Source organism: Streptomyces sp. NPDC056503 (assembly GCF_042794995.1).
Taxonomy (GTDB): domain Bacteria; phylum Actinomycetota; class Actinomycetes; order Streptomycetales; family Streptomycetaceae; genus Streptomyces.
In genome coordinates this window covers 1-22,633 of record NZ_JBHTST010000049.1, presented here as the reverse complement: position 1 = coordinate 22,633, position 22,633 = coordinate 1, and the positions used below count along the sequence as shown (strand labels likewise).

Here is a 22,633-nt window from a genome sequence, read left to right as displayed (position 1 = left end):
CCCGCTCCCCGCAGGTTGATTGATACCTTTCATTTGTCAAGTGAAAGCAAATGGCTTCGCTTGCGCCGAGAGAGGGGGCACGTGACGTGCTGGCTGAAGAGCGGCGTGAGGTCCTCCTCCGCCTGATCGAGCGCCGCGGGGCGGTCAAGGTGAAGGACGCGGCGGAGGAGATGGGGGTCTCCGCCGTCACCGTGCGCCAGGACGTCCGGGACCTGGCGGGCCGGGGCCTGGTGGTGCGGGTGCACGGAGGGGCCATGTCGCCGAGCGCCGCGCAGGCGGCCGACGTGGCCGGGCCCGCCGGTGCCCGGCCGGCGGCGGGGCAGGGGGACGTCTTCGGGCTGATCGTGCCGCCGGGGGCCTACTACTACCCGGAGGTCATCCGCGGCGTGCAGGACGCGGCGCGCGCACACGGGGTGCGTGTCGTCCTCGCCGTCTCCGGCGAGACGCTGGGCGACAACCGCGAGCAGGTCCGGCGGCTGATCGCGGCGGGCGCCGACGGCCTGCTGCTGATGCCGCGGGCCGGGCTGGACCCCGCCGACCTGGCCGAGGAGTGGCTGGCCGGCCTCGACGTACCGGTCGTGCTCGTGGACCGCAGGGCCGGCGGGCAGGGCGGGCGGCTGGAGCAGGTGGCGTCCGACCACGCCCACGGCGCGGGGCTGGCGGTGCGGCACCTCGCCGGGCTGGGGCACGGGCGGATCGCGCTGATCGCGCGGGCGGAGAGCCCCAACACGCCCTTGATCCGGGAGGGTTACGCGGAGGCCTGTCGGGCCCTGCGGCTGCCGGAGGGGCCGGAGTACGCCATCGACCCGGCCGACGGCGCGGCTCCCGCCGGATGGTTCGAGGACTTCGCGGGGTCGGTCGAGGCGGGCGAGGTCCGGGCCGCCCTCGTCCACAACGATCTCGACGCCGTCGCCCTGATCGGGTTCCTCCAGGCGCGTGGCCTGCGTGTTCCCGAGGACCTGGCCATAGTGACGTACGACGACGAGGTCGCCGAGCTCGGCGACGTGCCGCTCACGGCCGTGGCGCCTCCCAAGCGGGCCGTGGGGGCGTGGGCGGTGGACCTGATGAGGCGCCGGCTCGCCGATCCCGCCGCGCCCCTGGCCGAGCTGCTGCTCCGTCCCGAGCTGCGCGTGCGGGAGTCCAGCGGCGCCCCGGCCGCGGCCGGTGAGCGCACGTAGGGCGGCGCCGGGGGAGCCGCATCGGATCGCATCGTTTGCTTTCGTTTTCCATCGAATGAAGCGAAAAGCATTGACGGGCTCTGCTTACTGACGAATGATTCCGGTCAACGCCCCCGCGAACGATCGGTGCACCTCATGCTTCGCAGAACCACGGCCGCCCTGGCCGGCTCCGCCGCAGCCCTCGCCCTGCTCGCCACGGCCTGTGGGGGAGCGGACCAGGCGGCCTCCCCCACGGAGAAGAAGGGGAAGGTCACCTTCTGGTCCTTCGTCAAGGGGTCCGACAAGGTGGCCGAGGCCTTCAACCGGAGCCACCCGGACATCGAGGTGGCCTTCGAGACGGTGCCGTCGGGCCAGGAGTACTACTCCAAGCTCACCAACGCCGTGAAGGCCGGCACCGCACCGGACGTCGCCGTGGTCGAGTACCCGCACCTGCCGGAGTTCGCCGCCCAGGGCAAGGTCGAGGACCTGAGCGGCACGCTCGGCCCGGTGGTGAAGGAGCGGTTCCCCGAGGCGACGCGGCAGCTGGTCGAACTCGGCGGCAGGACCTGGGGCGTCCCGCGGGACGCGGCCCCCCTGATGCTGATGTACCGCAAGGACTTCTTCACCCGGCACAAGATCGAGGTCCCCGCCACGTGGGACGCGTACCGGAACATGACCCGGCAGGTGCGGAAGGCCGACCCCGCCGCCCGCGGCGGCGTCCTGTACACCGACAACCCCGGCCTCCTGGAAGCCCTCTCCTGGCAGGCCGGCGGCCGGTGGTTCTCGACCGGGGAGGACGCGTGGAAGGTCACCGTCGACGACGGCCCGTCGAAGAAGGTCGCCGCCTACTGGGGCGGTCTCGCCCGTGAGGACCTCGTCCACTCGCTGAGCCAGCTGGACCCCTTCTGGACGAGCGTCCAGAAGGGCCGGACCGTCGCCTACGTCTGCGCCAGCTGGTGCGCCGGAGCCCACCAGGCCACCGTCCCCGACCAGAAGGGCCAGTGGGCCGTGGCCCCCGTCCCGACCTGGGACGGGAAGCCGGCCTCGGGCATGTACGGCGGATCGTCCTTCGTGATCCCGGAGGGGTCCGACAACAGCGGCGCCGCCGCCGAGTTCATCGAGTGGATCACCACCGATCCCGAGGGCATGAAGGCATGGGTGTCCTCCGGCACCAGCAGCATGTTCCCCGCCGACCCGGACCTCGTGCCCGTCACGAAGGCCGCCTTCAGGACGGACTACTACGGCGGCCAGGACGTCTACGCCCTGATGGCGCGGTCCTACGACGCCATCCCGCCCGGCTGGACGTGGGGCCCGGTCATGGGTGCCACCAACACCGCGCTCGTGGACCGGCTCCCGAAGGTCGCGGACGGATCGGTGGACCTGCCCGACGCCCTCTCCGCCGCCGAGCGGGTCACGGTCACCCAGATGGAGCAGCGCGGCCTGCGGGTCACGGCCCCGTAGCACTTCCCGCTCTCCACCAGCCGCACCCGCGCCACCACCCCCACCCGCGCCACCACTCCCACTCGCGCCACCCGCCCCACCCGCCCCACCCAAGGAAGGCCGGTATGGCAAGCCCATCCGCCCGAGGCCAGCGCCGGACCGCCGCGCTGCTCCTCACACCGTTCTTCGGCCTGTTCGCGGCCGTCACCCTCGCCCCGCTGCTGTACGCGGCCTGGCTGAGCCTGTTCACCACCCGCACCTCCGGCCTTGGGTTCGGCGGCACCGAGAGCGTCTTCTCCGGGCTGGGCAACTACGCCCGCGCCCTGTCCGACGAGGCGTTCCGCGACGGGTTCCTCGTCATCGCCGCGTACTGCGCGGTCTACATCCCCGTCATGATCGGCGGCGCGCTGGTCCTGGCCCTGCTCCTCGACTCGGGGCTGGCCAAGGCCCGGTCCTTCTTCCAGCTGGCGCTGTTCCTGCCGCACGCCGTACCGGGGCTGATCGCCGCGCTGATCTGGGTGTACCTCTACACCCCCGGCCTCAGCCCGGTGATCGACCTGCTGGAATCCGGCGGCTTCGACGTCGACTTCCTGTCGGTCGACAACGCGGTGTTCTCCGCGGCCAACATCGCCGTCTGGGAATGGACCGGCTACAACATGGTCATCTTCTACGCCGCCCTGCAGGCCGTGCCCCGCGAGACCCTGGACGCGGCGAAGGTCGACGGCGCGGGCGCCGTACGGACGGCGCTCTCCGTCAAGGTCCCGATGATCTACCCGGCGGTGGCCCTCGCGGTCCTCTTCACCGTCATCGGCTCGATCCAGCTGTTCACCGAGCCGAAGGTCATCTACAACGCCTCCAGCGCGATCGGCAGCAGCTGGACCCCCAACATGTACGTCCAGACGGCCGCCTTCCAGAACAACGACTTCGGCCTGGCGGCGGCGGCCTCCCTGCTGATCGCCCTGTTCGCCGCCGTGCTGTCGTTCGTCGTCACCCGCGTCTCACGCCGGGGGAGCACCTCGTGACCAGGACCCCCACCCTCGACGCCCCGACTCCCGCACCGGTGACGCCGTCGCCGTCCGGCCGCCGGCCGGCATCCCGCAGACCCAGGGGACCCGTGAAGCCACCGTCCGTCCTGCTGTCCAAGGCCGGGGTCACCGCGATGCTGGGCCTCGCCACCCTCTACACCCTGCTTCCGCTGACCTGGCTGCTGCTGTCCTCCACCAAGAGCCGCGAGGACCTCTTCGGCACCAGCGGTTTCGCGCTCGGCGACGAGAACCACCTCGCCGGCAACCTGGGCCACCTCTTCGCCGCGGACGGCGGAGTGTACGTCCGGTGGCTCGTCAACACGGTGCTGTACGCCGGTGTGGGCGCGCTCCTGGCCGCGGTGTTCGGCGTCGCCGCCGGCTACGCGTTCGACAAGCTCTCGTTCCCGGGCAAGGAGCGGCTCTTCTCGCTCGTGCTGCTCGGCGTGATGGTGCCGGGTACGGCGATGGCGATCCCGCTCTACCTGCTCGCCGCCAAGGTCGGTCTGGTGAACACCTTCTGGGGCGTCTTCGTCCCGGGACTGGTCTTCCCGTTCGGCGTGTACCTGGCCCGCGTCTTCAGCGCCTCCTACGTGCCGGACGAGGTGCTGGAGGCGGCGCGGATGGACGGGGCCGGAGAGTTCCGGATCTTCTGCCGCATCGCCTTCCCGATGATCGCGCCCGGTTTCGTCACCCTCTTCCTCTTCCAGTTCACCCAGATCTGGAACAGCTTCTTCCTCCCCCTGGTGATGCTCTCCGACCAGGACCTCTACCCGGTCAACCTGGGCCTGTACGTCTGGTACTCGTCCGCGCTCACGCAGGGCCACCCCGAGGACTACCTGCTCGCCGTCGTCGGCTCGCTGGTGGCCGTGGCCCCGCTGATCGCCGTCTTCCTGATGCTGCAGCGGTTCTGGAAGTCCGGCATGACCGCCGGCGCCGTCAAGTAGGCCGCCACCGTGAGGAATCCACCCATGCGCCCGACCCCGACCCCGACCACCCGCCCCCGCGCCCTGTTCGCCATGGGCCGCCGCCACCGGGACGCGCTGTTCGCCCCCGCCGAGACCGCGCGTCTGACGGCGTACGTCGACATCGACCCGGACCACGTCGCCGAGAGCCTCGCCGCGGAACCCGCCCTGGGGGAGACGGAGGTCCTGATCACCTCCTGGGGCTGCCCCGTCCTCGACGAGGAGGTCCTGGCACGGGCACCGGCGCTGAAGGCGATCGTGCACGCGGCGGGCAGCGTCAAGCACCATGTCACGCAGGCCTGCTGGGACCGCGGTCTCGTGGTCTCCTCGGCCGCCGCGGCCAACGCCGTCCCCGTCGCCGAGTACACGGTCGCCGCGGTCCTCTTCGCCAACAAGCGGGTCCTGGAGATCGGCGGCCTCTACCGCGAGCACCGCTCCCCCCTCGACTGGTCCCGGCACTTCCCCGGCTTCGGCAACTACCGCCGGACCGTGGGGCTGGTCGGAGCGTCGCTCGTCGGCCGCAAGGTGATCGAACTGCTGCGGCCGTACGACCTCGACATCCTCCTCGCCGACCCGCACGTCAGCACGCTGCGGGCGGCGTCCATGGGCGTCCGGCGCGTGGAACTGGACGAACTGGTCAGCGCCTCGGACGTCGTCTCCCTGCACGCGCCCGCGCTGCCCGAGACCCGTCACCTGCTGGACGCGCGCCGGCTCGCGCTGATGCGCGACGGCGCCACGCTGATCAACACGGCCCGTGGCTCGCTCGTCGACACCGACGCCCTCACCGCCGAAGCCACCAGCGGCCGCATCCACGCGGTCATCGACGTCACCGAACCGGAGGTGCTCCCCCCCACCTCGCCGCTCTACTCCCTGCCCAACGTCCTCCTCACCCCCCACATCGCCGGCTCGCTCGGCGGCGAACTCCACCGGATCACCGGCAGCGTCCTCGACGAGATCGAGCGCTACTGCTCCGGAGAACCCTTCGCGCACGCCGTGCACCACGCCGCCCTCGCGACCTCGGCCTGACGGCACCGGCCGGCCCCGGACGCCGCCGCTCCGGGAACCGGTCGTCCCCCCCCCCGCCGTGCCCCTCCCGGCCACGGCGACCGCTCCTCCCCGCACTGTGTCCCCGCACGACGAACAAAGGAGTCCCCCCATGCAGCACTCCCGAACAGTGGGCAGACGCCGGCTGCTCATGGCAGGAGGTGCCCTCGGTGTCACCGCGGCCGCGGCCCCCCTGCTCACGGCGCGGGCGGAGGCGCGGACCGCGCCCGACGGACCCCCCTGCGTCCGCATCACGGATCTCGGCCCCGGCATCGAGCAGTTCGCGCTCATGAGCGCGCTCCAGGTCGGCGACACCGTCTACATTGGCTCCCGCAACCTCGAACCGACCCAGGTCATCGGCTTCCACCTGCCCACCCGCAAGGTGGTGGCGCAGACCGTCCTCGGCGTGGGCCACTCGATCCAGGCGCTCGCCGCCGACTCCACCGGCAGGTTCCTGTACGCCGGCATCCTGACCAAGGGCGACGAGGGCAAGCCCAACCTCTTCCGCTGGGACCTGACCACCCCGGAGAAGCCCGCCGTGGGCGTCGGCCGGACCGAGGACCGCGACATCCGCGATCTCGCCGTCGCCCCGGACGGCACCGTCTACGCGGTGGGCGGGATCCCCGGCAAGGCACCCGCGCTGTGGACGTACGACCCCGGCACCGGCACGGTGACCAAGCTCGGCATACCCGACCCGAAGGCCACCCTGGCCAGGGCCGTCGCCGCCACGGACACGACCGTCTTCTTCGGCGCCGGCAGCGTCCTGTCCGGCGGGGAGGGGGCGAGCAAGGCCTCGCTGTACGCGTACGACCGGGCCACGGGCACCTTCGCCGACATCACCCCGCCGGAGATGGAGAGGGACCCCAGCCTGCGCGACCTCGTCGTCGCCGGCGACCGCCTCGTCATCAGCACCTCGGGATCGACCGAGTCGGCCAAGCTGGCCGTGATGGACCTCGCCGACCTCTCCTCGTACAGCGTGACGCCCACCACCGGCAAGGTCGTCAAGAACCTGACGACGGACGGCGACACGGTCCACTTCGCCACCGACGCCGGTCTGCACTCCTACTCGATGGCGACCAAGGCCATCAGCCCCGTCGAGTTCGACGGCGACCTCGGCGAGGTCTGGGGCCTCGATGCAGTCGGCGGCACGTTGACCGTCGTGTCGGGATACGGCTTCGTCGGCGAGATCGACCTGGCCACCGGTCGGGCCGTCGTCACCGATCTCGGCGAGGCGGGCGCGCCCGTCACCCCGCAGACCACGATGGGCATCGCCGCCGACCACCGGTACGCCTACGTCGGCGGCAACAACGGCATCGCCCGCCACGACCTGCGCACCGGCACGGTGGTCAACCTCCGCGCACCCGGCGAGGCGAAGGACGCCGAGGTGCTGAACGGAGTGCTCTACACCGGTCAGTACAGCTCGCAGGGCATGTGGACCTACGACCCCCTGAAGGGCGGGCAGCCGCACCAGCTCGCGGCCTTCCCCGGCGAACAGAACCGTCCGCTCGACGTCTGCTACGACACCGTCAACGAACTCCTGCTGGTCGGCGTCCAGTCGGACACCGAGGGCGGCGGCTCGCTGTGGACGTACGCGCCCGGGACCGGCGAGAAGGCCGCGTACGTCAACCCGGTCGACGGCACCCAGCTGGTGCGCGCCGTCGCCACCCGGGACGGCGTCGCGTACCTCGGCGGCGACAACCCCACCGCCCAGGGGCCGCGCGGCACCCTCGTCGCCTTCGACCCGGTCGCCGGACGCGAGCTGTGGCGCCTGGACCTCCCCGCCTCCCTGACCACGGGAACCGCCGCGCTGGCGGTGCGCGGCCGGCACCTGTACGGACTCACCAGGAAGGGCGGCTTCTTCGTCGTCGACCTCACGATCCGCCGGGTGGTCCACACCGCCGACCACCGCGCCGTCTGCCCCGGCTTCGCGGCCATGGTCACCAGCCGGGGGGTCGTCTACGGCGTCTCCGACACCACCCTCTTCCGCTTCGACCCCAAGACCTTCGCCGTCGACACCGTCGTCCCCGAGATCAACGGCGGCTGGTACAGCGGTCCGCACGTCAACGCCGACCACCAGGGCCGGCTGTACACGATGCGCGGCCGCAACCTCGTCCGCGTCGAGGACAGGCGGTGACGACCATGAGGAAGTCGACGAGGCGGTCCGTCACGGCCGCGGCGCTCGCGGGGACGCTCACCGTGGCGGGCCCGACCGCGGCGCAGGCGGGGCAGAACGGCGAGAGCCGGACTGCGTCCGGCCCGTCGTGCGCCGAGGCCGACGGCCCTGCGACCCTGCTGACGATCGACTACGGGAACGGCACGCCGACCTCCGGCATCCCGGACCTGACCACGACCCACGCGACGGCCGCCGACGCGTCGTACGTCGTCCCGTCCGGCGCGGACCACGCCGTCGTCCACAAGGTGACCCTGGGCGACCCCGCCTACGTCTCCGACGGAGCCCCCCGCAGCGAGAGCGCCACGAACGACGTCCACGAGGGCACGTTCGTCGTGGGCGACGAGCAGCGGTACGAGTTCAGCGTGCTGCTGAAGGACTGGAAGCCCTTCCGGCCGGGGGACTCGGAGAGCGGCGACATCATCTTCCAGGGGAAGCACGCCGGCGGAAACCTCCCCTCCTTCTACCTCATGACCAAGCGGAACGGCATCGCCTTCCGCTCGCCGACCCTCGACCTCCAGTCCACCGTGGTGGACGACTTCCGCCCGCACGTCGATCGGTGGATGCACTTCCGCGTGGACGTGAGCTGGACCGACGACGACACCGGCTACTACAGGATCTCCACCCGGCTGCCCGGCGCATCACAGTTCACGCTGCGGCAGGCGTACGAGAACGTGAGGACCTTCCACCCGGTGAACCCGGCGGAGTTCGGCTACCTCAAGTGGGGCCTCTACCGTCCCGGCCAGTCGCTCGAGAAGGGAGACGTACCGACGAGGACCGTCCATCACGACGACATCCGCGTCCTGGACCTCTCCCGCACATGAGCCGGCGGGGCGGGACTCCTCCACCGCGAGGAGCCTCCCGCCCCGCGCCGCCGCGGCACGCGGCGGCGGCCGGCACCACCCGGTGGGCCGACCCGCCGGACGTCACCAGCGAAAGTGTTTCCGTGAGGCATGTCATCGCCCTCGACGTGGGCGGCACCGGAATGAAAGCGGCCCTGATCGGTCTCGACGGGGCGCTGTTGCACGAGGAGCGGCGGACGACCGGGCGCGAACGCGGGCCCGACGCCGTCGTGGAGTCGGTCCTCCGCCTCGCCGAGGACCTGCGCGCCCGCGGGCGGGCGCGCTTCGGCACGGCGGCGGAGGCCGTAGGGCTCGCCGTGCCCGGCATCGTCGACACGGAACGGGGCGTCGCCGTCCACGCCGCCGACCTCGGCTGGCGCGACGTCCCGCTCCGGGCCCTGCTGAGCCACCGGCTCGGAGGCACGCCCGTCACCCTCGGCCACGACGTCCGCACCGGCGGCCTCGCCGAGGGCCGCCTGGGAGCCGGCCGCGGGACCGGCCGGTTCCTCTTCGTGTCCCTCGGCACCGGCATCGCCGGCGCCCTCGGCATCGGCGACCGCGTCGAGGCCGGCGCCCACGGCCGCGCCGGCGAGATCGGCCACATCGTCGTACGCCCCGGAGGCCCGGCGTGCGCGTGCGGCGGCCGCGGCTGCCTGGAGGCGCTGGCCTCCGCCGCCGCGGTCGGCCGCGCCTGGGCCGGGGCGAGCGGCACCCCCGCCGCCGACGCCGCCGACTGCGCCCGGGCCGTCGAGGCGGGCGACGAGGCCGCGACCCGGGTGTGGCGGACGGCGGTCGCGGCCCTCGCCGACGGCCTGGTCACCGCGGTCACCGTCCTGGACCCCCGCACCCTGATCATCGGCGGGGGCCTCGCCGAGGCCGGCGACACCCTGCTCGGCCCCCTGCGCGCCGCGGTGGCGGAGCGCCTCACCTACCAGCGGCACCCCGCGATCGTGCCCGCGGCCCTCGGGGACGCCGCGGGGTTCCTGGGAGCGGGGCTGCTCGCCCGGGATCGGCTGGCCACGGCGACGGCCGTCTGACCGCCGCCGGAGGCGCGGCGTCGTCCTCCCGAGGGCGCACACGAGAGGGGTGCCCGGAGTCGCCGCCGCCGGATGCCGCGCACCTCCCTGCCGCCACGAAGGTGCGTGCGCGGTCGCGCGGTGCTGGAATGGAAGGGGGCAACGCGTGCGGCAGGGGTATCGCTGCCGCACGGTCGAAGGCTGACAGCCGCCAGCGAGGAGTCGGAATGAGCGTCGACGAATTCTCCGAGATGGGACCCGTGGACTTCCTGATCCTTGAGTTCCCGGGAAATCGTATGACCGGAGAAGGGCTGCCCCTGTTGCTCGACCTCGTCGAGCGGCGCGTCATCCGTGTCCTCGACCTGTCCTTCGTCCGCAAGGACGAGGACGGTTCGATCACGGCGCTGAAGATCGCCGACCTGGACGGTGACGGGGAACTCGACCTGGCCGTGTTCGAGGGAGCCTCCTCGGGCCTGCTCGGCGAGGACGACCTCCAGGAGGCCGCCGCCGTCCTCGAACCCGGCAACTCCGCGGGCGTCCTCGTGTACGAGAACCTGTGGGCCGTGCCGCTGGCGGCCGCCCTGCGCCGCGGCGGAGCACGCATGGTGGCCAACGGGAGGATCCCGGCCGAGGACCTCCTGGCGAGTCTGGAGGCCATCGAGGCCGGGACCACCGGATCCGGCTCCTGACGGCCGTCGGCCGACGCCCACCTCACGACAAGGAATCTGTCATGCCCGGTCTCCTTCGCGGTGTCGCGCGCACCGCGGTCATCTCCGGTACCGCCACCGCCGTGTCCAACCGCGTGTCGCGCCGACAGGCGGGCCGATGGGCGCAGCAGGAATCCGGACGCGCCGCCCCGGCGCCCCAGCAGGCGTACTCCGCTCCGCCGCCCGCGCCCGAACCGCCGGCCGAGGTGTCGATGGACACCAAGATCTCCCAGCTGAAGGAGCTCGCCCAGCTCAAGGAACAAGGAGTGCTCTCCGAGGCCGAGTTCGAGGCCCAGAAGAGCCGCATCCTCGGCGCCTGACCTCGGCACCCGACCTCCGGAGCCTGAATCTCCGCGCCCGACCTCCGGAGCCTGATCCCCCGGCGCCCGATCCTCACCCCGCCGCCCGCGCCTTCCCGCGCGGGCGGCACCGCAGTGGCCCTTCGGGCGCCCCGGACGCGCTGTGCGAGACGGTGTGGGCGCACGGCCTCGTCACGCGAGGACGTTGACGGCGCGGGCGACCACCAGACCGAGGACGAGCAGTGAGACGAGGGACTGGACGCCCATGGCGATCTTGGCCCAGGGCGCCAGGGGCATCACGTCGGTGGGGCTGAACGCGGTGGCGTTGGTCAGCCCCAGGTAGAGGTAGTCGACGTAGCGCGGCCGCCAGTGGGCGCTCGCCAGCTCCGGGTTGAGCTGCTGGGGGAAGGCGAGCGCGGGCGTGCGGGGGAGGTGGTGGGCACGGGCGGCGGGCCCGCCGCTGTCGAGTTCGAAGTACAGCAGGGAGAAGGCCAGGACGGTACAGGCCCAGACCGTGCCGCCCGACTGCAGAAGGCTGGTGGCGGAGCTGGTCTCCTTGCCGTCGTGAAGGATGTCGTCGACCAGCTGCACCGTGGACCAGACGGCGCTGAGCGCGAGGACGCCCACCAGGGTGATGGACAGGGCGCGCAGGACCGTCGACCGCCGGTCGATCCGGCCCGGGTCGCCGGCGACGAGCGCGAGCAACAGCAGCCCCTCGACGGCCGGGAGCACCCAGCGAGGCGCCAGACGGAGGTCGTCGGGGAGCAGGACGGTCAGCACCATGGCGGTGCCGACGGCCATGGCCATCGGCCAGCGGGCCTCGCCGTCGGGCTCGGCCCGGCTCGGGCTTTCGGCGGGTTCGGGGGTGCGTCCGGTCACTGGAGAACCTCACGTCGGGTGCGGAACGGTGGTCGCCGTCCTGCAACCGGAAGATATAGCGGGCCGGTGGGCGTCCGGCGGACCTCGCCGGGCGCGCCCGTGCGCCACGGCTTCGATCCGCGCGGCCCGAGGCGGCGGGCGCCGCCGACACGCCGGACCGACCCGGGTGAGCGGCGCCGGACTGCTCGCGGCCCCTCCGGGCCTCCGCCGAGCGCAACGGGTGGAGCGGTTCAGCCGACGTCCACGTGGCTTCGGCTCGGGCGACCTCCACGGGGGGCCGTGTGGAGGTCGCGCCGTCGGGGGCGGGGGAGCACCTGACTCCTCCCGGGCGGAGTGGAACGCAGAACATCCCTTTCAAACAACGAAGTTGACGAGACGTCATTGGGCGCCGCGCGAGGGTGGGCACCGGTCGTCCTCTGCCGCGGCGGCACCTCGGGCACCGACGTCACGAGGTGTTCGGCCACGTTTCGCATACAGATCCCGCTGGTTCCGCACCCAGGGCGGAAAGCCCCCTCAAGGAGTGCTCGAAGCCTGTCCGACACCGGCCCCAAGGGCCCGGGGGAAGTCGACGAACCCCCTGTCCGACAGGGCTCCCCAGAGTGTCGGAACAGCGACAGTGTCGGTTATCCGGCGTACCGCTCCTGCTTTCCCGGCCCTACTGTCTGGGCCGATGTCCCCACCCCCACCAGGAGGAAGCATGAAGCGGTTCGCGATATCCGCGGGCCTCACGCTGGCCGTCGCCGCGGCGCTGGGTACGGTTCCGGCCGCGGCCCAGGGCGGCGTGGCGCCGGACGGTGAAGGCGCCCGGTACGTCGTCGTCCTGAAGAACGGCGCCACCGCCGACCCGGTCTCCGTCGCCCGGTCCGCCGCGGGCGTCGCGCTCGGGTCGGTGTACCGCTCGGCGCTCAGCGGCTTCTCCGCCGAGCTGACGCCGGCGGCCGTGGTCGCGCTGCGGAACGACCCGAACGTCGCGTACGTGGAGAAGTCCGCGATCGCCCACGCCCACGGGCAGGCGACGCCCAACGGCACCGCCCGCATCGGCGCCACCGCCAACTCAGGCCTGAAGGTCGGCGACGGGCGAGACGAGCGCGTCGACGTCGACGTCGCCGTCATCGACTCGGGCATCGACTACACCCACCCGGACCTCAACGTGGTCCGCCGGGTGAACTGCGTCGGCGTCACCTCCTGCGTGGAGAACGCGGGCATGGACGACAACGGGCACGGCAGCAACGTCGCCGGCATCGTCGGCGGACTCGACAACGGCATCGGCTACGTCGGCGTCGCGCCCGGCGCGCGCCTCTGGTCGGTCAAGTCGTTGAACAGCAAGGGAAGCGGCAGCACCGAGGAGATCGTCAACGGCATCGACTGGGTGACCGCGCACGCCGACGAGATCGAGGTCGTCAACCTCAGCCTCGGCTTCGACGGCACCGTCCAGGCGGTCAACGACGCCGTGAACCGGGCCATCGCCAAGGGCATCGTGGTCGTCGTCTCGGCGGGCAACGACTCCCGGGACGTCGCCGAGCAGAGCCCTGCCAACGTCGCCGACGCCATCACCGTCTCCTCGCTCAGCGACGCCGACGGCAAGCCCGGTGCCCTCGGCGACTTCGCCTGGTGCAACGCGAAGAACACCAACAAGGACGACACGCTCTCCAACTTCAGCAACTTCGGCCGCGGCGTCGACCTCGCCGCGCCCGGCGACTGCATCCGCTCCGCGTTCAAGGACGGCGGCTACTCCAACTACAGCGGCACCTCCCAGGCCGCCCCGCACGTCGCCGGCGCCGCCGGCTGGCTCACCCGCGGCTCCGCCAAGCCCACGAACCGGGCCGGAGTCCTCGCCGTCCGCGACCGCCTCGTCGCCACCGGCAACGCCCACTGGACCGACACCTCCGGCGACGGCGCCAAGGAGCCGCTCCTCGCCGTGACCGACACCGCCGCGTACCCGGCCGGCGGCACCGCAGCGCCCCAGGCCACCTTCGTCCCCGACTGCGACCGGGCCACCCGCGCCTGCTCCTTCGACGCCGCGCTCACCGGCGGCAGCGGCCTCTCCTACGGCTGGGACTTCGGTGACGGCACCACCGGCACCGGCGTCAAGCCGACCCACACCTACGCCGCCTACGGCACCTACACCGTGAAACTGACGGTCACCGACTCCTCCGGCCGCACCGGCCGGAACCAGACCACCTTCCGCCTGCTCGCCCCGAACCACAACGACAAGCCCACCGCCAAGGTCTCCGGTTTCTGCACGGTCAACGGCCACTGCTCGCTGAACTCCGAGGGTTCCTACGACCCGGACGGCACCCTCGCCTCGTACGCCTGGAACTTCGGCGACGGCACCACCGGCACCGGCGCCGAGGTCAGCCACCAGTTCCCGTACAACGCCTCCGGCACGTACCAGACCACGCTGACCGTCACCGACGCCAAGGGCGCCACGGGCACCGCCTCCACCAAGGTCACCTGCACCAAGCTCCCGTACTACATGACCTGCGCGATCGGCTGACCCACCCCGCACGACCCCCGGGGGACCCCCTTCCGGGACTCCCGGGACGCCCGGTACGGCCCAGCGCCGTACCGGGCGTCTCTCCGTCCGGGCGCTTCCCACCGGTTGCCACGCGAACAGCGGAGCCAGCCGATCATGCTTGAAGTTGCTTGAAATCGCCTCTGCTGTAGCAGGTCTGTTCATTCGAAGGGGTTGTCGCGTACATTTCACGCAACCCCTCACGTCGGCCGGCTGCTCCAACCGGCCCCGGATCCCCTCAGGGAGCCCCATGAGACACGGTTCGAGCACCGCGCGGCGGACCGGCCGCCGGAGAGCCGCGGCGATCGCGCTCGCCATGTTCCTCGCCGGAGCCGGACTCGCCACCGCCGGACCCGTCGCGTCCGCGGCGGCCGCGGACACGGCCGGTTCCGTGACCGGCTTCGGCCGGTCCGGCGGCACGTTCACGGCCACGACCACGTCCGGCGCCAAAGCCCGTATCTCGCTGGCCCGTTCGGACGTCTTCCGCATCTGGATCGACCCGGCGGGGCGGTTCAGCGACGACCCCGCGGGCGACGACCTCGCCGTCGACACCGACTTCGGGCCGGTGACGGCGGACTGGACCGACGCGGGTTCGTACTACCGCATCACCACGCCCGACCTGTCGATCCACGTCAACAAGTCGCCGCTGACCTTCTCCGTCTACCGCGCCGACGACACCACCCTGGTGTGGCGGGAGACCGCGGCCACCAGCTGGGCGGGCGGGAAGACGACCCAGCACCTCGCCCAGGGCCCCGACGAGCAGTTCTACGGCACGGGGCTGCGCCTCGGGGAGTGGGCGCTGCGCGGCAAGACGGTGCCCGTCGCCGTCGACAACAAGTACCGGGAGAACACCAACGCGAGTCCGGCGCCGTTCTACATGTCGACCAACGGCTACGGCGTCATGCGGAACACCTGGGCCCCCGGCTCGTACAGCTTCGGCGCGCCGGGCGCGTTCACCCACGACGAGGCCCGCTTCGACGCCTGGTACTTCGTCGACACCTCCCTCAAGGGCGTCCTCGACGACTACACCGACGTCACCGGCAAGCCGTTCATGGCACCCCAGTGGGGCTTCGAGCTCGGCAACGCCGACTGCTGGAACGCCTCGAACCCCGACTACCGGGGCGACCACACGAGGGCCCGTCACCAGACCACCAAGGACGTGCTCGGCTACGCGGCGGACGCCCGTGCCGCCGACATGCCCTCCGGCTGGTTCCTGCCGAACGACGGCTACGGCTGCGGCCACGCGGATCTGAAGGAGACCGTCGACGGCCTCAAGGCGAAGGGCTTCCGGACCGGCCTGTGGACGTCGACGGGGCTGGCCGACATCGACGAGGAGGTCGGTGCGGCCGGCAGCCGCGCGGTGAAGACCGACGTGGCCTGGATCGGCTCCGGGTACAAGTACGCCTACGACGGCGTCAAGCAGGCGGTCGAGGGCATCGAGAAGAACTCCGACGCCCGCCGGTTCGTGTGGACGGTCGACGGCTGGGCCGGTACGCAGCGCAACGCGGTGGTGTGGACCGGTGACACCCACGGCACCTGGGACGACATGCGTTGGCATGTCCCTGCCATAGCCGGCGCCGGGCTCTCCGGTCTGAACTACGCCGCCGGAGACGTCGACGGCATCTTCGACGGCAGTCCCAGGACGTACGTCCGCGACCTCCAGTGGAAGGCGTTCACCCCGGCCTTCATGACCATGTCCGGCTGGGGCGCCACCAACCCCGCGGCCGGTTACCACGACAAGCAGCCCTGGCGCTTCCCGGACCCGTACCTGTCGATCAACCGCAAGTACCTCAAGCTCAAGATGCGTCTCATGCCGTACCTCTACAGCGCGAGCCGCGTCGCCCACGAGACCGGTGTCCCCAGCACCCGCGCCATGGTGCTGGAGTACCCGAACGACCCGGTGGCCCGCGGCAACGCGACCAGCGGGCAGTTCATGGCGGGCGACTCCTTCCTCGTCGCCCCCGTCGTCTCCGACACCACCGTCCGCGACGGCATCTACCTTCCGGCCGGCACGTGGACCGACTACTGGACCGGCAGGACCCACCAGGGTCCGGGCTGGATCAACGGGTACGACGCCCCGCTCGACACCCTGCCCCTGTTCGTCAGGGGCGGCGGCATCGTCCCGATGTGGCCGCAGATGAACCACACCGGCGAGAAGGCCGTCTCGACCCTCACCTACGACATCCACCCGCGCGGAACCTCCTCCTTCACCCTGTACGAGGACGACGGCCTCACCCGCGCCTTCCAGAACGGAGCCTTCGCCAAGCAGAAGGTCGACGTCACCGCCCCGAACGCCGGTGCCGGCGACGTCACCGTCTCCGTCGGCGCCGCCACGGGCAGCTACACGGGCAAGCCCGCCTCGCGGGGCTACGACTTCAGCGTCCACGTCGCCAAGGCCCCGTCCGCGGTCACCGTCGACACGACGAAGCTGACGAAGCACCCGTCCAAGAGCGCCTATGACGGGGCCTCCACCGGCTGGTACTTCGACGCGGCCGACCGCGGCGGCATCCTGTGGATCAAGGCCGGCGACACGTCCGGCGCCTTCACGGTCAAGGCCACCGGTACGACCCTGCCGACCGCCGACGCGATCCCCGCCTCGCCGCAGATCCCCCGGGCGGACTGGACGGCCACCGCCGACAGCCAGGAGGCCGCCGAGCCCGCGCGCAACGCCGTCGACGGCAACCCCGCCACCCAGTGGCACACGGCCTGGTCCTCCGGGAGCCCGGCCGCCCTGCCGCACGAGCTCCGCGTCGACCTCGGCGGCCGGTACATCGTGGACGGCCTCACCCACGTGCCCCGCCAGGACGGCGGCGTGAACGGCCGCATCGGTCGCTACGAGGTCTACGTCTCCGAGACCACGGCCGACTGGGGAAGTCCGGTGGCCACCGGAAGCCTGGCCGACACCGCCGGGAGCACGACCGTGCGAACGGCTCCGAAGACGGGGCGCTACCTGAAGCTGAAGGCCCTCAGCGAGGCAGGTGACCGAGGGCCGTGGACGAGCGTGGGCGAGCTGTCGGCCACCGGGACCGCGGCGCCGCTGCCGACCGGTACGGCCGTGGTCAACGCCGCCTCGAACAGCTGCGTCGACCTTCCGGGGAGCAGCACCGCGCCCGGTACCCTCCCCACCCTCTACAGCTGTCACGGTGGCGGCAACCAGAGGTGGAGCTTCCGGTCCGACGGTCGGCTGACCGGACTGAACGGGGTCTGCCTGGACGGGTCGACCGCGAACGTCACGGTCCAGAGCTGCGACGGCGGCACCGCGCAGCGGTGGTCCCTCGGCGCCGAGAGCACGATCCGCAGCGGCGGCAAGTGCCTCGTCCCGGTCGGCTCGGCCACCGCCAACGGCACCCGGCTGACCCTGGCGACCTGTGACGGCGGCACCGCGCAGCGATGGTCCTTCTCCGCCTGACGTACGACCGACCGACACGGGAGAGGGCCCGGCCGCCTGAGCGGCCGGGCCCTTCCGTCCGGTCTCCTCGTCAGCGTCCGGCGAGCACGCCGAGGAGTCGCTCGACCTCGGTGGCCACCACCTCGCGGGCCGGTCCCAGGTACGTGCGGGGGTCGGCGACGGCCGGGGCCTCTGCCAGCCGTTCCCGGATCGTCCGGGTGAAGAGCCGGTTGAGGTGGGTGGAGATGTTCACCTTCGTCATGCCGGCGGCGACGGCCTTCGCGAGGTCCTCGTCGCCGACACCGGAGGAGCCGTGCAGGACCAGGGGTATGTCGAGGGCGTCCCGCAGGCGGGTGACGAGGTCCAGGTCGAGGACGGCGTCGCGGGTGAGCATGGCGTGCGAGCTGCCCACGGCGACGGCCAGCGCGTCGACGGCGGTCGCGGCGGCGAAGGCGCGGGCCTCCTCGGGATCCGTGCGGACGCCGGGGGCATGCGCGCCGTCCTTGCCGCCGACCTCGCCGAGTTCGGCCTCGACCCAGACGTCGGCCCGGTGGCAGTAGTCGGTGATCATGCGGGTGGCGGCCACGTTGGCCCCGTACGGGAGCCTGGACGCGTCGAACATCACCGAGGTGAAGCCGAGCGCGACGGCCTCGTGGACGAGCTCCGCCGTCTCGGCGTGGTCCAGGTGGACGGCGACGGGCACGGCGGCGGCACGGGCGAGGGCCAGCGACGCGGCCGCGATCGGGGCGAGGGCGCCGTGGTAGCGGGCGGTGTTCTCGCTGATCTGCAGGATGACGGGGAGCCCGGCTCGTTCGGCTCCCGCGACGATGGCTTCGGCGTGCTCGATCTGGACGACGTTGAAGGCGCCGACGCCGCGGTTGCCGGCGGACGCGGGACCGATGATGTCATCGGTGGGGGTGAGGGGCATGAGGGTTCTCCACAGAGCGGTGGGGGCGCCGTCCGCGGACGGCCAAGGCCGCGGCGGGGGCCGGAGCGGAACGCTCGGCCGCCCGCCGGCTTCGGGGGAACGTGCCGCGTCTACGCGGAGGCGTCCTGGAGGATGACGGAGCGCGTCAGGTTCCGGGGGGTGTCCGGGTTCTGACCGCTCGCCAGGGCGAGGTGGACGGCCAGCCGCTGGGCGATCACCAGGTCGGCGAGGGGGTCGAGACCGTCGGCCGTGTCCCCGGAGGCGGAGACGAAGTGCCCGCCGACCCGGGCGATGTCGTCGGCGAGTCCCCGCGGCGCGGCGCCGAAGAGCCAGGCGACGCGGCCGGGGCGGGTGATGCTGATGGGGCCGTGGCGGTACTCCATGGCCGGGTACGCCTCGGTCCACGCGCCGGCCGCCTCCCGCATCTTCAGGGCGGCTTCCTGGGCGAGGCCGTAGGTCCAGCCGGTGCCGAGGAACGTGAACTGCTCGGCCCCGGTCACGTCGGGGCCGAGGGGCAGCTCACATGCCCGTCGGGCGTCCCGAACCGCCTGGGCGACCGGACGGACGCCCGGGGGCAGGGCGCCCTCCGCCTCCAGGTGGGCGCGGAGCAGGACCAGCACCGTGGTGGCGAACCTCGTCTGGACCACGGACTCCTCGTCGGCGAAGTCGAGCACCACCACCGCGTCGGCGGCGGTCATGACGGGAGTGTCCGGGTCCGCCGTGATCGCGCTCGTGGGCACGGCCCCCCGCACCCGGCCGAGCAGGTCGAGGACCTCCGTGGTCGTGCCGGACCGGCTGATGGCGAGGACCCGGTCGTACTGGCGCCCGTGCGGGAACTCGGAGGCGGCGAAGGCGTCGGTCTCGCCGTGGCCCGCGGCCTCGCGCAGCTGCGCGTACGCGTGCGCCATGAACCAGGACGTGCCGCAGCCCACCACGGCGACGCGCTCACCGCGCCGGGGCAGTGCCGGGGCGAACTCGCCGACGGAGTCGACGGTGCGCTGCCAGACCGCCGGCTGGGAGTCGATCTCGATCGACGTGCGGGAGGTTTCGAAGGTGGTCACGCGGGTTCCTTCTTCCTGGGCCTACGGGATGACGAGAGCGCTGTCCGCCCATGGTGTGCTACATGCATGTTGAGTGTCAATACTTGCGTGTACAGCGCGCACTTCGAGCATTAATGAGCATCAGGTGATCTGCTGATCCGAGATCGCGGGCAGGGCCTCGACGGGCACCTCGCGCCGGAACCGCTCGTACACCCCCGCGTCGACGTCCCCGGCCGCCGGGCAGGGAACCGCGGCCGCCGACAGGGCCACCGCCTCCCGCAGCATGCGGGTCCACGAAGAGCCGGCCGCCAGGCCCGCCGCCAGGGCGGCGACGCAGGCGTCGCCCGCCCCCGTCGGGTTGCCGGAGAGCCGCTCGGGGGGCTTCGCGCGCCAGCCGCCTTCCGGCGTGAGCGCGTACAGGCCTTCGGGGCCCGCGGACGCGACGACCGCGCGGGCGCCCCGGGCGCGCAGCGCGGCGGCCGCGGCCCGGAGGTCGTGTCGGCCGGTGGCCGCGGTGATCTCGTCCGCGTTCGGTTTGACGACGTCGGGCCCCGCCTTCAGGGCGGCCGTCAACGCCGGACCACTGGTGTCGAGCACGGTGGCCGCCCCGGCCTTCGCCGCCGCGTGGATCAGCTGTGCGTACGCGTTCCCCGGCAGTCCCGGGGGGACGCTGCCGCTCAGCACGACCACGCGCGCCTCGGGGAGAAGGGTCGCGTAGTGCCGGCGGAAGGCCTCCCACTCGGCTTCCGCGATCCGCGGACCCCGGCCGTTGAAGACCGTGGCGTCACCGTCGTCGCGGGAGACGACCGCGAGGGTGCGCCGCGAGTCCCCGGCCACGTCGGTGAACTCGTCCCGGATGCCCGCGGCGTGGAGCCCCTCGCGGATCAGACGTCCGGTGGGCCCGCCGGTGAGGCCGGTGGCGATCGGCGTGTGCCCGAGGGAGGCGAGGACCCGGGCCACGTTGACGCCCTTGCCGCCCGCTCGCTCGTGGGCGGCGTCGACGCGATGGGAGGAGCGGGGGGTGAGGCGGTCGACGTGCCACGTGACGTCCAGGGCGGCGTTGAGCGTGACGGTGAGGATCATGAGGCGGGGGCTCCCGTCGGCGCGGTGGAGGGGGCGCGCCGGGCTTCCTGCCAGGCGACGAGTCCGGCGCCGAGGCATCCCGCCCTGTCCCCGAGTTCGGCCCGGAGGAGGGCGGGGCGGCGCTGGAAGGTCAGTCGTGCGCCGAGCCCGGTTTCCACCGGGTCGAGCAGCAGCCGGCCCGCCTCGGCGAGGCCGCCTCCGATCACCACCGTCTGGGGTGCGAACAGCGTGACGGCGGTCGCCAGCGCGGTCGCCAGCGCGTCGGCCGCCCGATTCCAGACCGCGCGGGCCGCCGGGTCGCCCCGCTCGGTCAGGGCCGCGACGTCGGCCGCGCCCGAGACGGCCCGTCCGGTGCGTGCCGCGTAGGCGGCTGCGACGGCGGAGGCGGAGGCCACCGTTTCGAGGCAGCCGGTGCCGCCGCACGCGCACGGGTCGCCGTCGGCTTCGACGACGACGTGCCCGAGCTCGCCGGCGTACCCTCCGGCGCGGACGGACCGGCCGTCGCTGACGACGGCCGCCGCGATGCCGGTGCCGATGGCCACGAAGAGGGTGTCGCGGGCTCCTCGGGCGGCCCCGAGGGCCGCTTCGGCCAGGCCGCCCGCGCGTACGTCGTGCCCCAGCGTGACGGGCAGGCCGGTCCGGTCCCGCAGGAGTGACGCCAGGGGCAGGTCGCGCCACCCGATGTTGGCGGACCACACGGCCTTCTGCAGGTCCTCGTCGACGATCCCGGGCACCACGACCCCGGCGTGACGTATCTGCCGCCCGTGTTCGGCGGCCGTCCGGGCGAGCGCCGCCAGCGCGTCGGTGAGGGCGGCGACGACGGCGCCGGGTCCCTCCGCGCGCGGTGTCGGGCGGTGAAACGAGCCGAGGGGGTTCATCGCGGAGTCGAAGACGGCCCCCTTCATGCCGGTGCCGCCCACGTCGAGACCGAGGACGCAGCCCCGGTCGTCCGGCCCGCGGGAACGGGAGCCCGCGGTGGGCGCCGGGGGAGGGGGATAAGGGCTTCGCGTCATGTGACCAGACCGTCCTTGTGCATGATTCTGCATGTTTGTTGCCTATATTGAGCGTATAGATGCAGTCAGACTGAGCGAAGTATCCGCTGGGGTGGTCGTGGAGTCCAGGGGTCGGCGTGCGCGGACGCTGCTGGCGTGCGGAGATCGCCCCGTACGCGCCGTGCGTGAAGGCTGCGGGGCTACGATCGCTTTCGCGCATCCCATGAGGGAGCGAACGAGTCCGGGGACCCAGAAGGATGTGCCGCATGTCCAAGCAGGAGCGATGGAGCAAGCTGCTGGAGCTGCTCGCGGTCGACGGCAAGCTGGACGTGGAGGAGGCGGCCGCCGCGGTCGCCGTGTCGCCCGCGACCATCCGGCGGGACCTCGACGAGCTGGCCGAGCAGAAGCTCCTCGTCCGCACGCGCGGCGGGGCGATGGCGCACGGCGTCTCGTACGAACTGCCGCTGCGCTACAAGTCCTCGCGGCGCACGTCCGAGAAGCAGCGGATCGCGAAGGCCGTGGTCGAGCTCCTGGGGGAGGGGGACGTCGTCGGGCTCAACGGCGGCACCACCACGACGGAGGTGGCCCGGGCCCTGGCGCTCCGCGCCGGCAGCGGTGCGGGCGAGCGGAACGAAGGCCCCGCCGCGCCGCAGTTCACGGTGGTGACCAATGCCCTCAACATCGCCGGCGAGCTGGCCGTGCGTCCGCAGTTCAAGATCGTGGTCACCGGCGGTGTGGCCCGTCCGCAGACGTACGAGCTGGTGGGGCCGCTCACCGAAGGCGTGTTGAACCAGGTGGTGCTCGACATCGCGGTTCTCGGCGTGGACGGCGTGGACCCCCAGCTGGGGGTGATGACCCGGCACGAGGACGAGGCCGGCATCAGCCGGCTCTTCGCCGAGCGGGCCCGGAAGGTCGTCCTCGCGACGGACTCGACCAAGGTGGGGCAGCGGGCGTTCGCGCGCATCTGCGGCCTCGACCGCGTCGACGTGCTGGTCACCGACGCGGGCCTGGCCCCCGACATGGCCGCGCGCTTCGCCGAGGCGGGGATCGAGGTCGTCACCGTCTGATCCTTCCGCCCCGCGGCCCTTCCCCCGGCCGGCCGCTCGGGGTCCTCCGAAGCGCCCCGCCTCCGTCACCGACGGAGGC

General features: G+C 72.6%; 18 protein-coding genes. 13 read left to right on the top strand and 5 right to left on the bottom strand.

The window, feature by feature from the left end:
* Window positions 1-86 precede the first annotated feature (86 nt).
* The 10 genes from ACFQ8C_RS17100 to ACFQ8C_RS17055 all read left to right on the top strand — a co-directional run bounded on the left by ACFQ8C_RS17100 (window position 87) and on the right by ACFQ8C_RS17055 (window position 10,683).
* Window positions 87-1,178 (top strand): substrate-binding domain-containing protein, encoded by a 1,092-nt coding sequence (locus tag ACFQ8C_RS17100; RefSeq protein WP_383457750.1) that lies wholly within the window; start codon window positions 87-89, stop codon window positions 1,176-1,178.
* A gap of 135 nt (window positions 1,179-1,313) precedes the next feature.
* Window positions 1,314-2,618, top strand: coding sequence for an ABC transporter substrate-binding protein (locus tag ACFQ8C_RS17095; protein ID WP_383457747.1), 1,305 nt, complete (start codon window positions 1,314-1,316; stop codon window positions 2,616-2,618).
* Window positions 2,619-2,722: 104 nt separating this feature from the next.
* Entirely contained in the window at window positions 2,723-3,619 is an 897-nt protein-coding gene (locus ACFQ8C_RS17090) for a carbohydrate ABC transporter permease (protein WP_383457745.1), read from the top strand.
* A gap of 92 nt (window positions 3,620-3,711) precedes the next feature.
* Window positions 3,712-4,566, top strand: a complete 855-nt coding sequence (locus ACFQ8C_RS17085) for a carbohydrate ABC transporter permease (RefSeq protein ID WP_383457743.1) — start codon at window positions 3,712-3,714, stop codon at window positions 4,564-4,566.
* A gap of 24 nt (window positions 4,567-4,590) precedes the next feature.
* The gene (locus ACFQ8C_RS17080) at window positions 4,591-5,610 is read left to right on the top strand and encodes a hydroxyacid dehydrogenase (protein WP_383457740.1); all 1,020 of its coding nucleotides are present in this window, start codon (window positions 4,591-4,593) and stop codon (window positions 5,608-5,610) included.
* Window positions 5,611-5,740: 130 nt separating this feature from the next.
* Complete coding sequence (locus ACFQ8C_RS17075) at window positions 5,741-7,762, top strand: PQQ-binding-like beta-propeller repeat protein (RefSeq protein WP_383457738.1); 2,022 nt, start codon at window positions 5,741-5,743, stop codon at window positions 7,760-7,762.
* A gap of 5 nt (window positions 7,763-7,767) precedes the next feature.
* On the top strand, window positions 7,768-8,622 hold the full coding sequence (locus ACFQ8C_RS17070; RefSeq protein ID WP_383457817.1) for a heparin lyase I family protein: 855 nt from the start codon (window positions 7,768-7,770) through the stop codon (window positions 8,620-8,622).
* A gap of 122 nt (window positions 8,623-8,744) precedes the next feature.
* Entirely contained in the window at window positions 8,745-9,677 is a 933-nt protein-coding gene (locus ACFQ8C_RS17065) for an ROK family protein (protein ID WP_383457736.1), read from the top strand.
* Window positions 9,678-9,883: 206 nt separating this feature from the next.
* Complete coding sequence (locus ACFQ8C_RS17060) at window positions 9,884-10,345, top strand: DUF6325 family protein (protein WP_383457733.1); 462 nt, start codon at window positions 9,884-9,886, stop codon at window positions 10,343-10,345.
* A 41-nt stretch (window positions 10,346-10,386) separates the two neighbouring features.
* On the top strand, window positions 10,387-10,683 hold the full coding sequence (locus tag ACFQ8C_RS17055) for an SHOCT domain-containing protein (protein ID WP_383457730.1): 297 nt from the start codon (window positions 10,387-10,389) through the stop codon (window positions 10,681-10,683).
* 171 nt (window positions 10,684-10,854) lie between these two features.
* Here ACFQ8C_RS17055 and ACFQ8C_RS17050 read toward each other — a convergent pair whose 3' ends face one another.
* Window positions 10,855-11,541: a hypothetical protein gene (locus ACFQ8C_RS17050; RefSeq protein WP_383457728.1), complete on the bottom strand. Its 687-nt coding sequence runs from the start codon at window positions 11,539-11,541 to the stop codon at window positions 10,855-10,857.
* Window positions 11,542-12,238: 697 nt separating this feature from the next.
* On the opposite strand from ACFQ8C_RS17050, the gene ACFQ8C_RS17045 reads away from it, so the two are divergent.
* Window positions 12,239-14,038 (top strand): S8 family serine peptidase, encoded by a 1,800-nt coding sequence (locus ACFQ8C_RS17045; protein ID WP_383457725.1) that lies wholly within the window; start codon window positions 12,239-12,241, stop codon window positions 14,036-14,038.
* Window positions 14,039-14,306: 268 nt separating this feature from the next.
* Window positions 14,307-17,465, top strand: coding sequence for a TIM-barrel domain-containing protein (locus tag ACFQ8C_RS17040; RefSeq protein WP_383457722.1), 3,159 nt, complete (start codon window positions 14,307-14,309; stop codon window positions 17,463-17,465).
* A gap of 70 nt (window positions 17,466-17,535) precedes the next feature.
* On the opposite strand, the gene ACFQ8C_RS17035 is transcribed toward ACFQ8C_RS17040, so the two are convergent.
* The 4 genes from ACFQ8C_RS17035 to ACFQ8C_RS17020 form a co-directional block, all read right to left on the bottom strand.
* Window positions 17,536-18,372 carry a ketose-bisphosphate aldolase gene (locus ACFQ8C_RS17035; RefSeq protein ID WP_383457720.1) on the bottom strand — a complete coding sequence of 279 codons (837 nt, stop codon included), beginning with the start codon at window positions 18,370-18,372 and terminating at the stop codon, window positions 17,536-17,538.
* Window positions 18,373-18,482: 110 nt separating this feature from the next.
* The gene (locus ACFQ8C_RS17030; protein WP_383457718.1) at window positions 18,483-19,433 is read right to left on the bottom strand and encodes an SIS domain-containing protein; all 951 of its coding nucleotides are present in this window, start codon (window positions 19,431-19,433) and stop codon (window positions 18,483-18,485) included.
* 120 nt (window positions 19,434-19,553) lie between these two features.
* Entirely contained in the window at window positions 19,554-20,495 is a 942-nt protein-coding gene (locus ACFQ8C_RS17025) for a 1-phosphofructokinase family hexose kinase (protein ID WP_383457715.1), read from the bottom strand.
* Window positions 20,492-21,508, bottom strand: a complete 1,017-nt coding sequence (locus tag ACFQ8C_RS17020; protein ID WP_383457713.1) for an ROK family protein — start codon at window positions 21,506-21,508, stop codon at window positions 20,492-20,494. The genes ACFQ8C_RS17025 and ACFQ8C_RS17020 overlap by 4 nt, the downstream gene beginning before the upstream one ends.
* A gap of 245 nt (window positions 21,509-21,753) precedes the next feature.
* Here ACFQ8C_RS17020 and ACFQ8C_RS17015 point away from each other — a divergent pair, with 245 nt between their 5' ends.
* Window positions 21,754-22,554, top strand: a complete 801-nt coding sequence (locus ACFQ8C_RS17015; RefSeq protein WP_383457710.1) for a DeoR/GlpR family DNA-binding transcription regulator — start codon at window positions 21,754-21,756, stop codon at window positions 22,552-22,554.
* Window positions 22,555-22,633 lie beyond the last annotated feature (79 nt).

What these genes read in the sequence shown, in the direction of transcription:
- ACFQ8C_RS17090 (WP_383457745.1), top strand. Translation starts at nt 2,723, where the DNA reads ATGGCAAGCCCATCCGCCCGAGGCCAGCGCCGGACCGCCGCGCTGCTC.
- ACFQ8C_RS17020 (WP_383457713.1), bottom strand. Translation starts at nt 21,508, where the DNA reads ATGACGCGAAGCCCTTATCCCCCTCCCCCGGCGCCCACCGCGGGCTCC.
- ACFQ8C_RS17080 (WP_383457740.1), top strand. Translation starts at nt 4,591, where the DNA reads ATGCGCCCGACCCCGACCCCGACCACCCGCCCCCGCGCCCTGTTCGCC.
- ACFQ8C_RS17060 (WP_383457733.1), top strand. Translation starts at nt 9,884, where the DNA reads ATGAGCGTCGACGAATTCTCCGAGATGGGACCCGTGGACTTCCTGATC.
- ACFQ8C_RS17015 (WP_383457710.1), top strand. Translation starts at nt 21,754, where the DNA reads ATGTCCAAGCAGGAGCGATGGAGCAAGCTGCTGGAGCTGCTCGCGGTC.
- ACFQ8C_RS17055 (WP_383457730.1), top strand. Translation starts at nt 10,387, where the DNA reads ATGCCCGGTCTCCTTCGCGGTGTCGCGCGCACCGCGGTCATCTCCGGT.
- ACFQ8C_RS17025 (WP_383457715.1), bottom strand. Translation starts at nt 20,495, where the DNA reads ATGATCCTCACCGTCACGCTCAACGCCGCCCTGGACGTCACGTGGCAC.
- ACFQ8C_RS17045 (WP_383457725.1), top strand. Translation starts at nt 12,239, where the DNA reads ATGAAGCGGTTCGCGATATCCGCGGGCCTCACGCTGGCCGTCGCCGCG.
- ACFQ8C_RS17035 (WP_383457720.1), bottom strand. Translation starts at nt 18,372, where the DNA reads ATGCCCCTCACCCCCACCGATGACATCATCGGTCCCGCGTCCGCCGGC.
- ACFQ8C_RS17040 (WP_383457722.1), top strand. Translation starts at nt 14,307, where the DNA reads ATGAGACACGGTTCGAGCACCGCGCGGCGGACCGGCCGCCGGAGAGCC.
- ACFQ8C_RS17075 (WP_383457738.1), top strand. Translation starts at nt 5,741, where the DNA reads ATGCAGCACTCCCGAACAGTGGGCAGACGCCGGCTGCTCATGGCAGGA.
- ACFQ8C_RS17095 (WP_383457747.1), top strand. Translation starts at nt 1,314, where the DNA reads ATGCTTCGCAGAACCACGGCCGCCCTGGCCGGCTCCGCCGCAGCCCTC.
- ACFQ8C_RS17070 (WP_383457817.1), top strand. Translation starts at nt 7,768, where the DNA reads ATGAGGAAGTCGACGAGGCGGTCCGTCACGGCCGCGGCGCTCGCGGGG.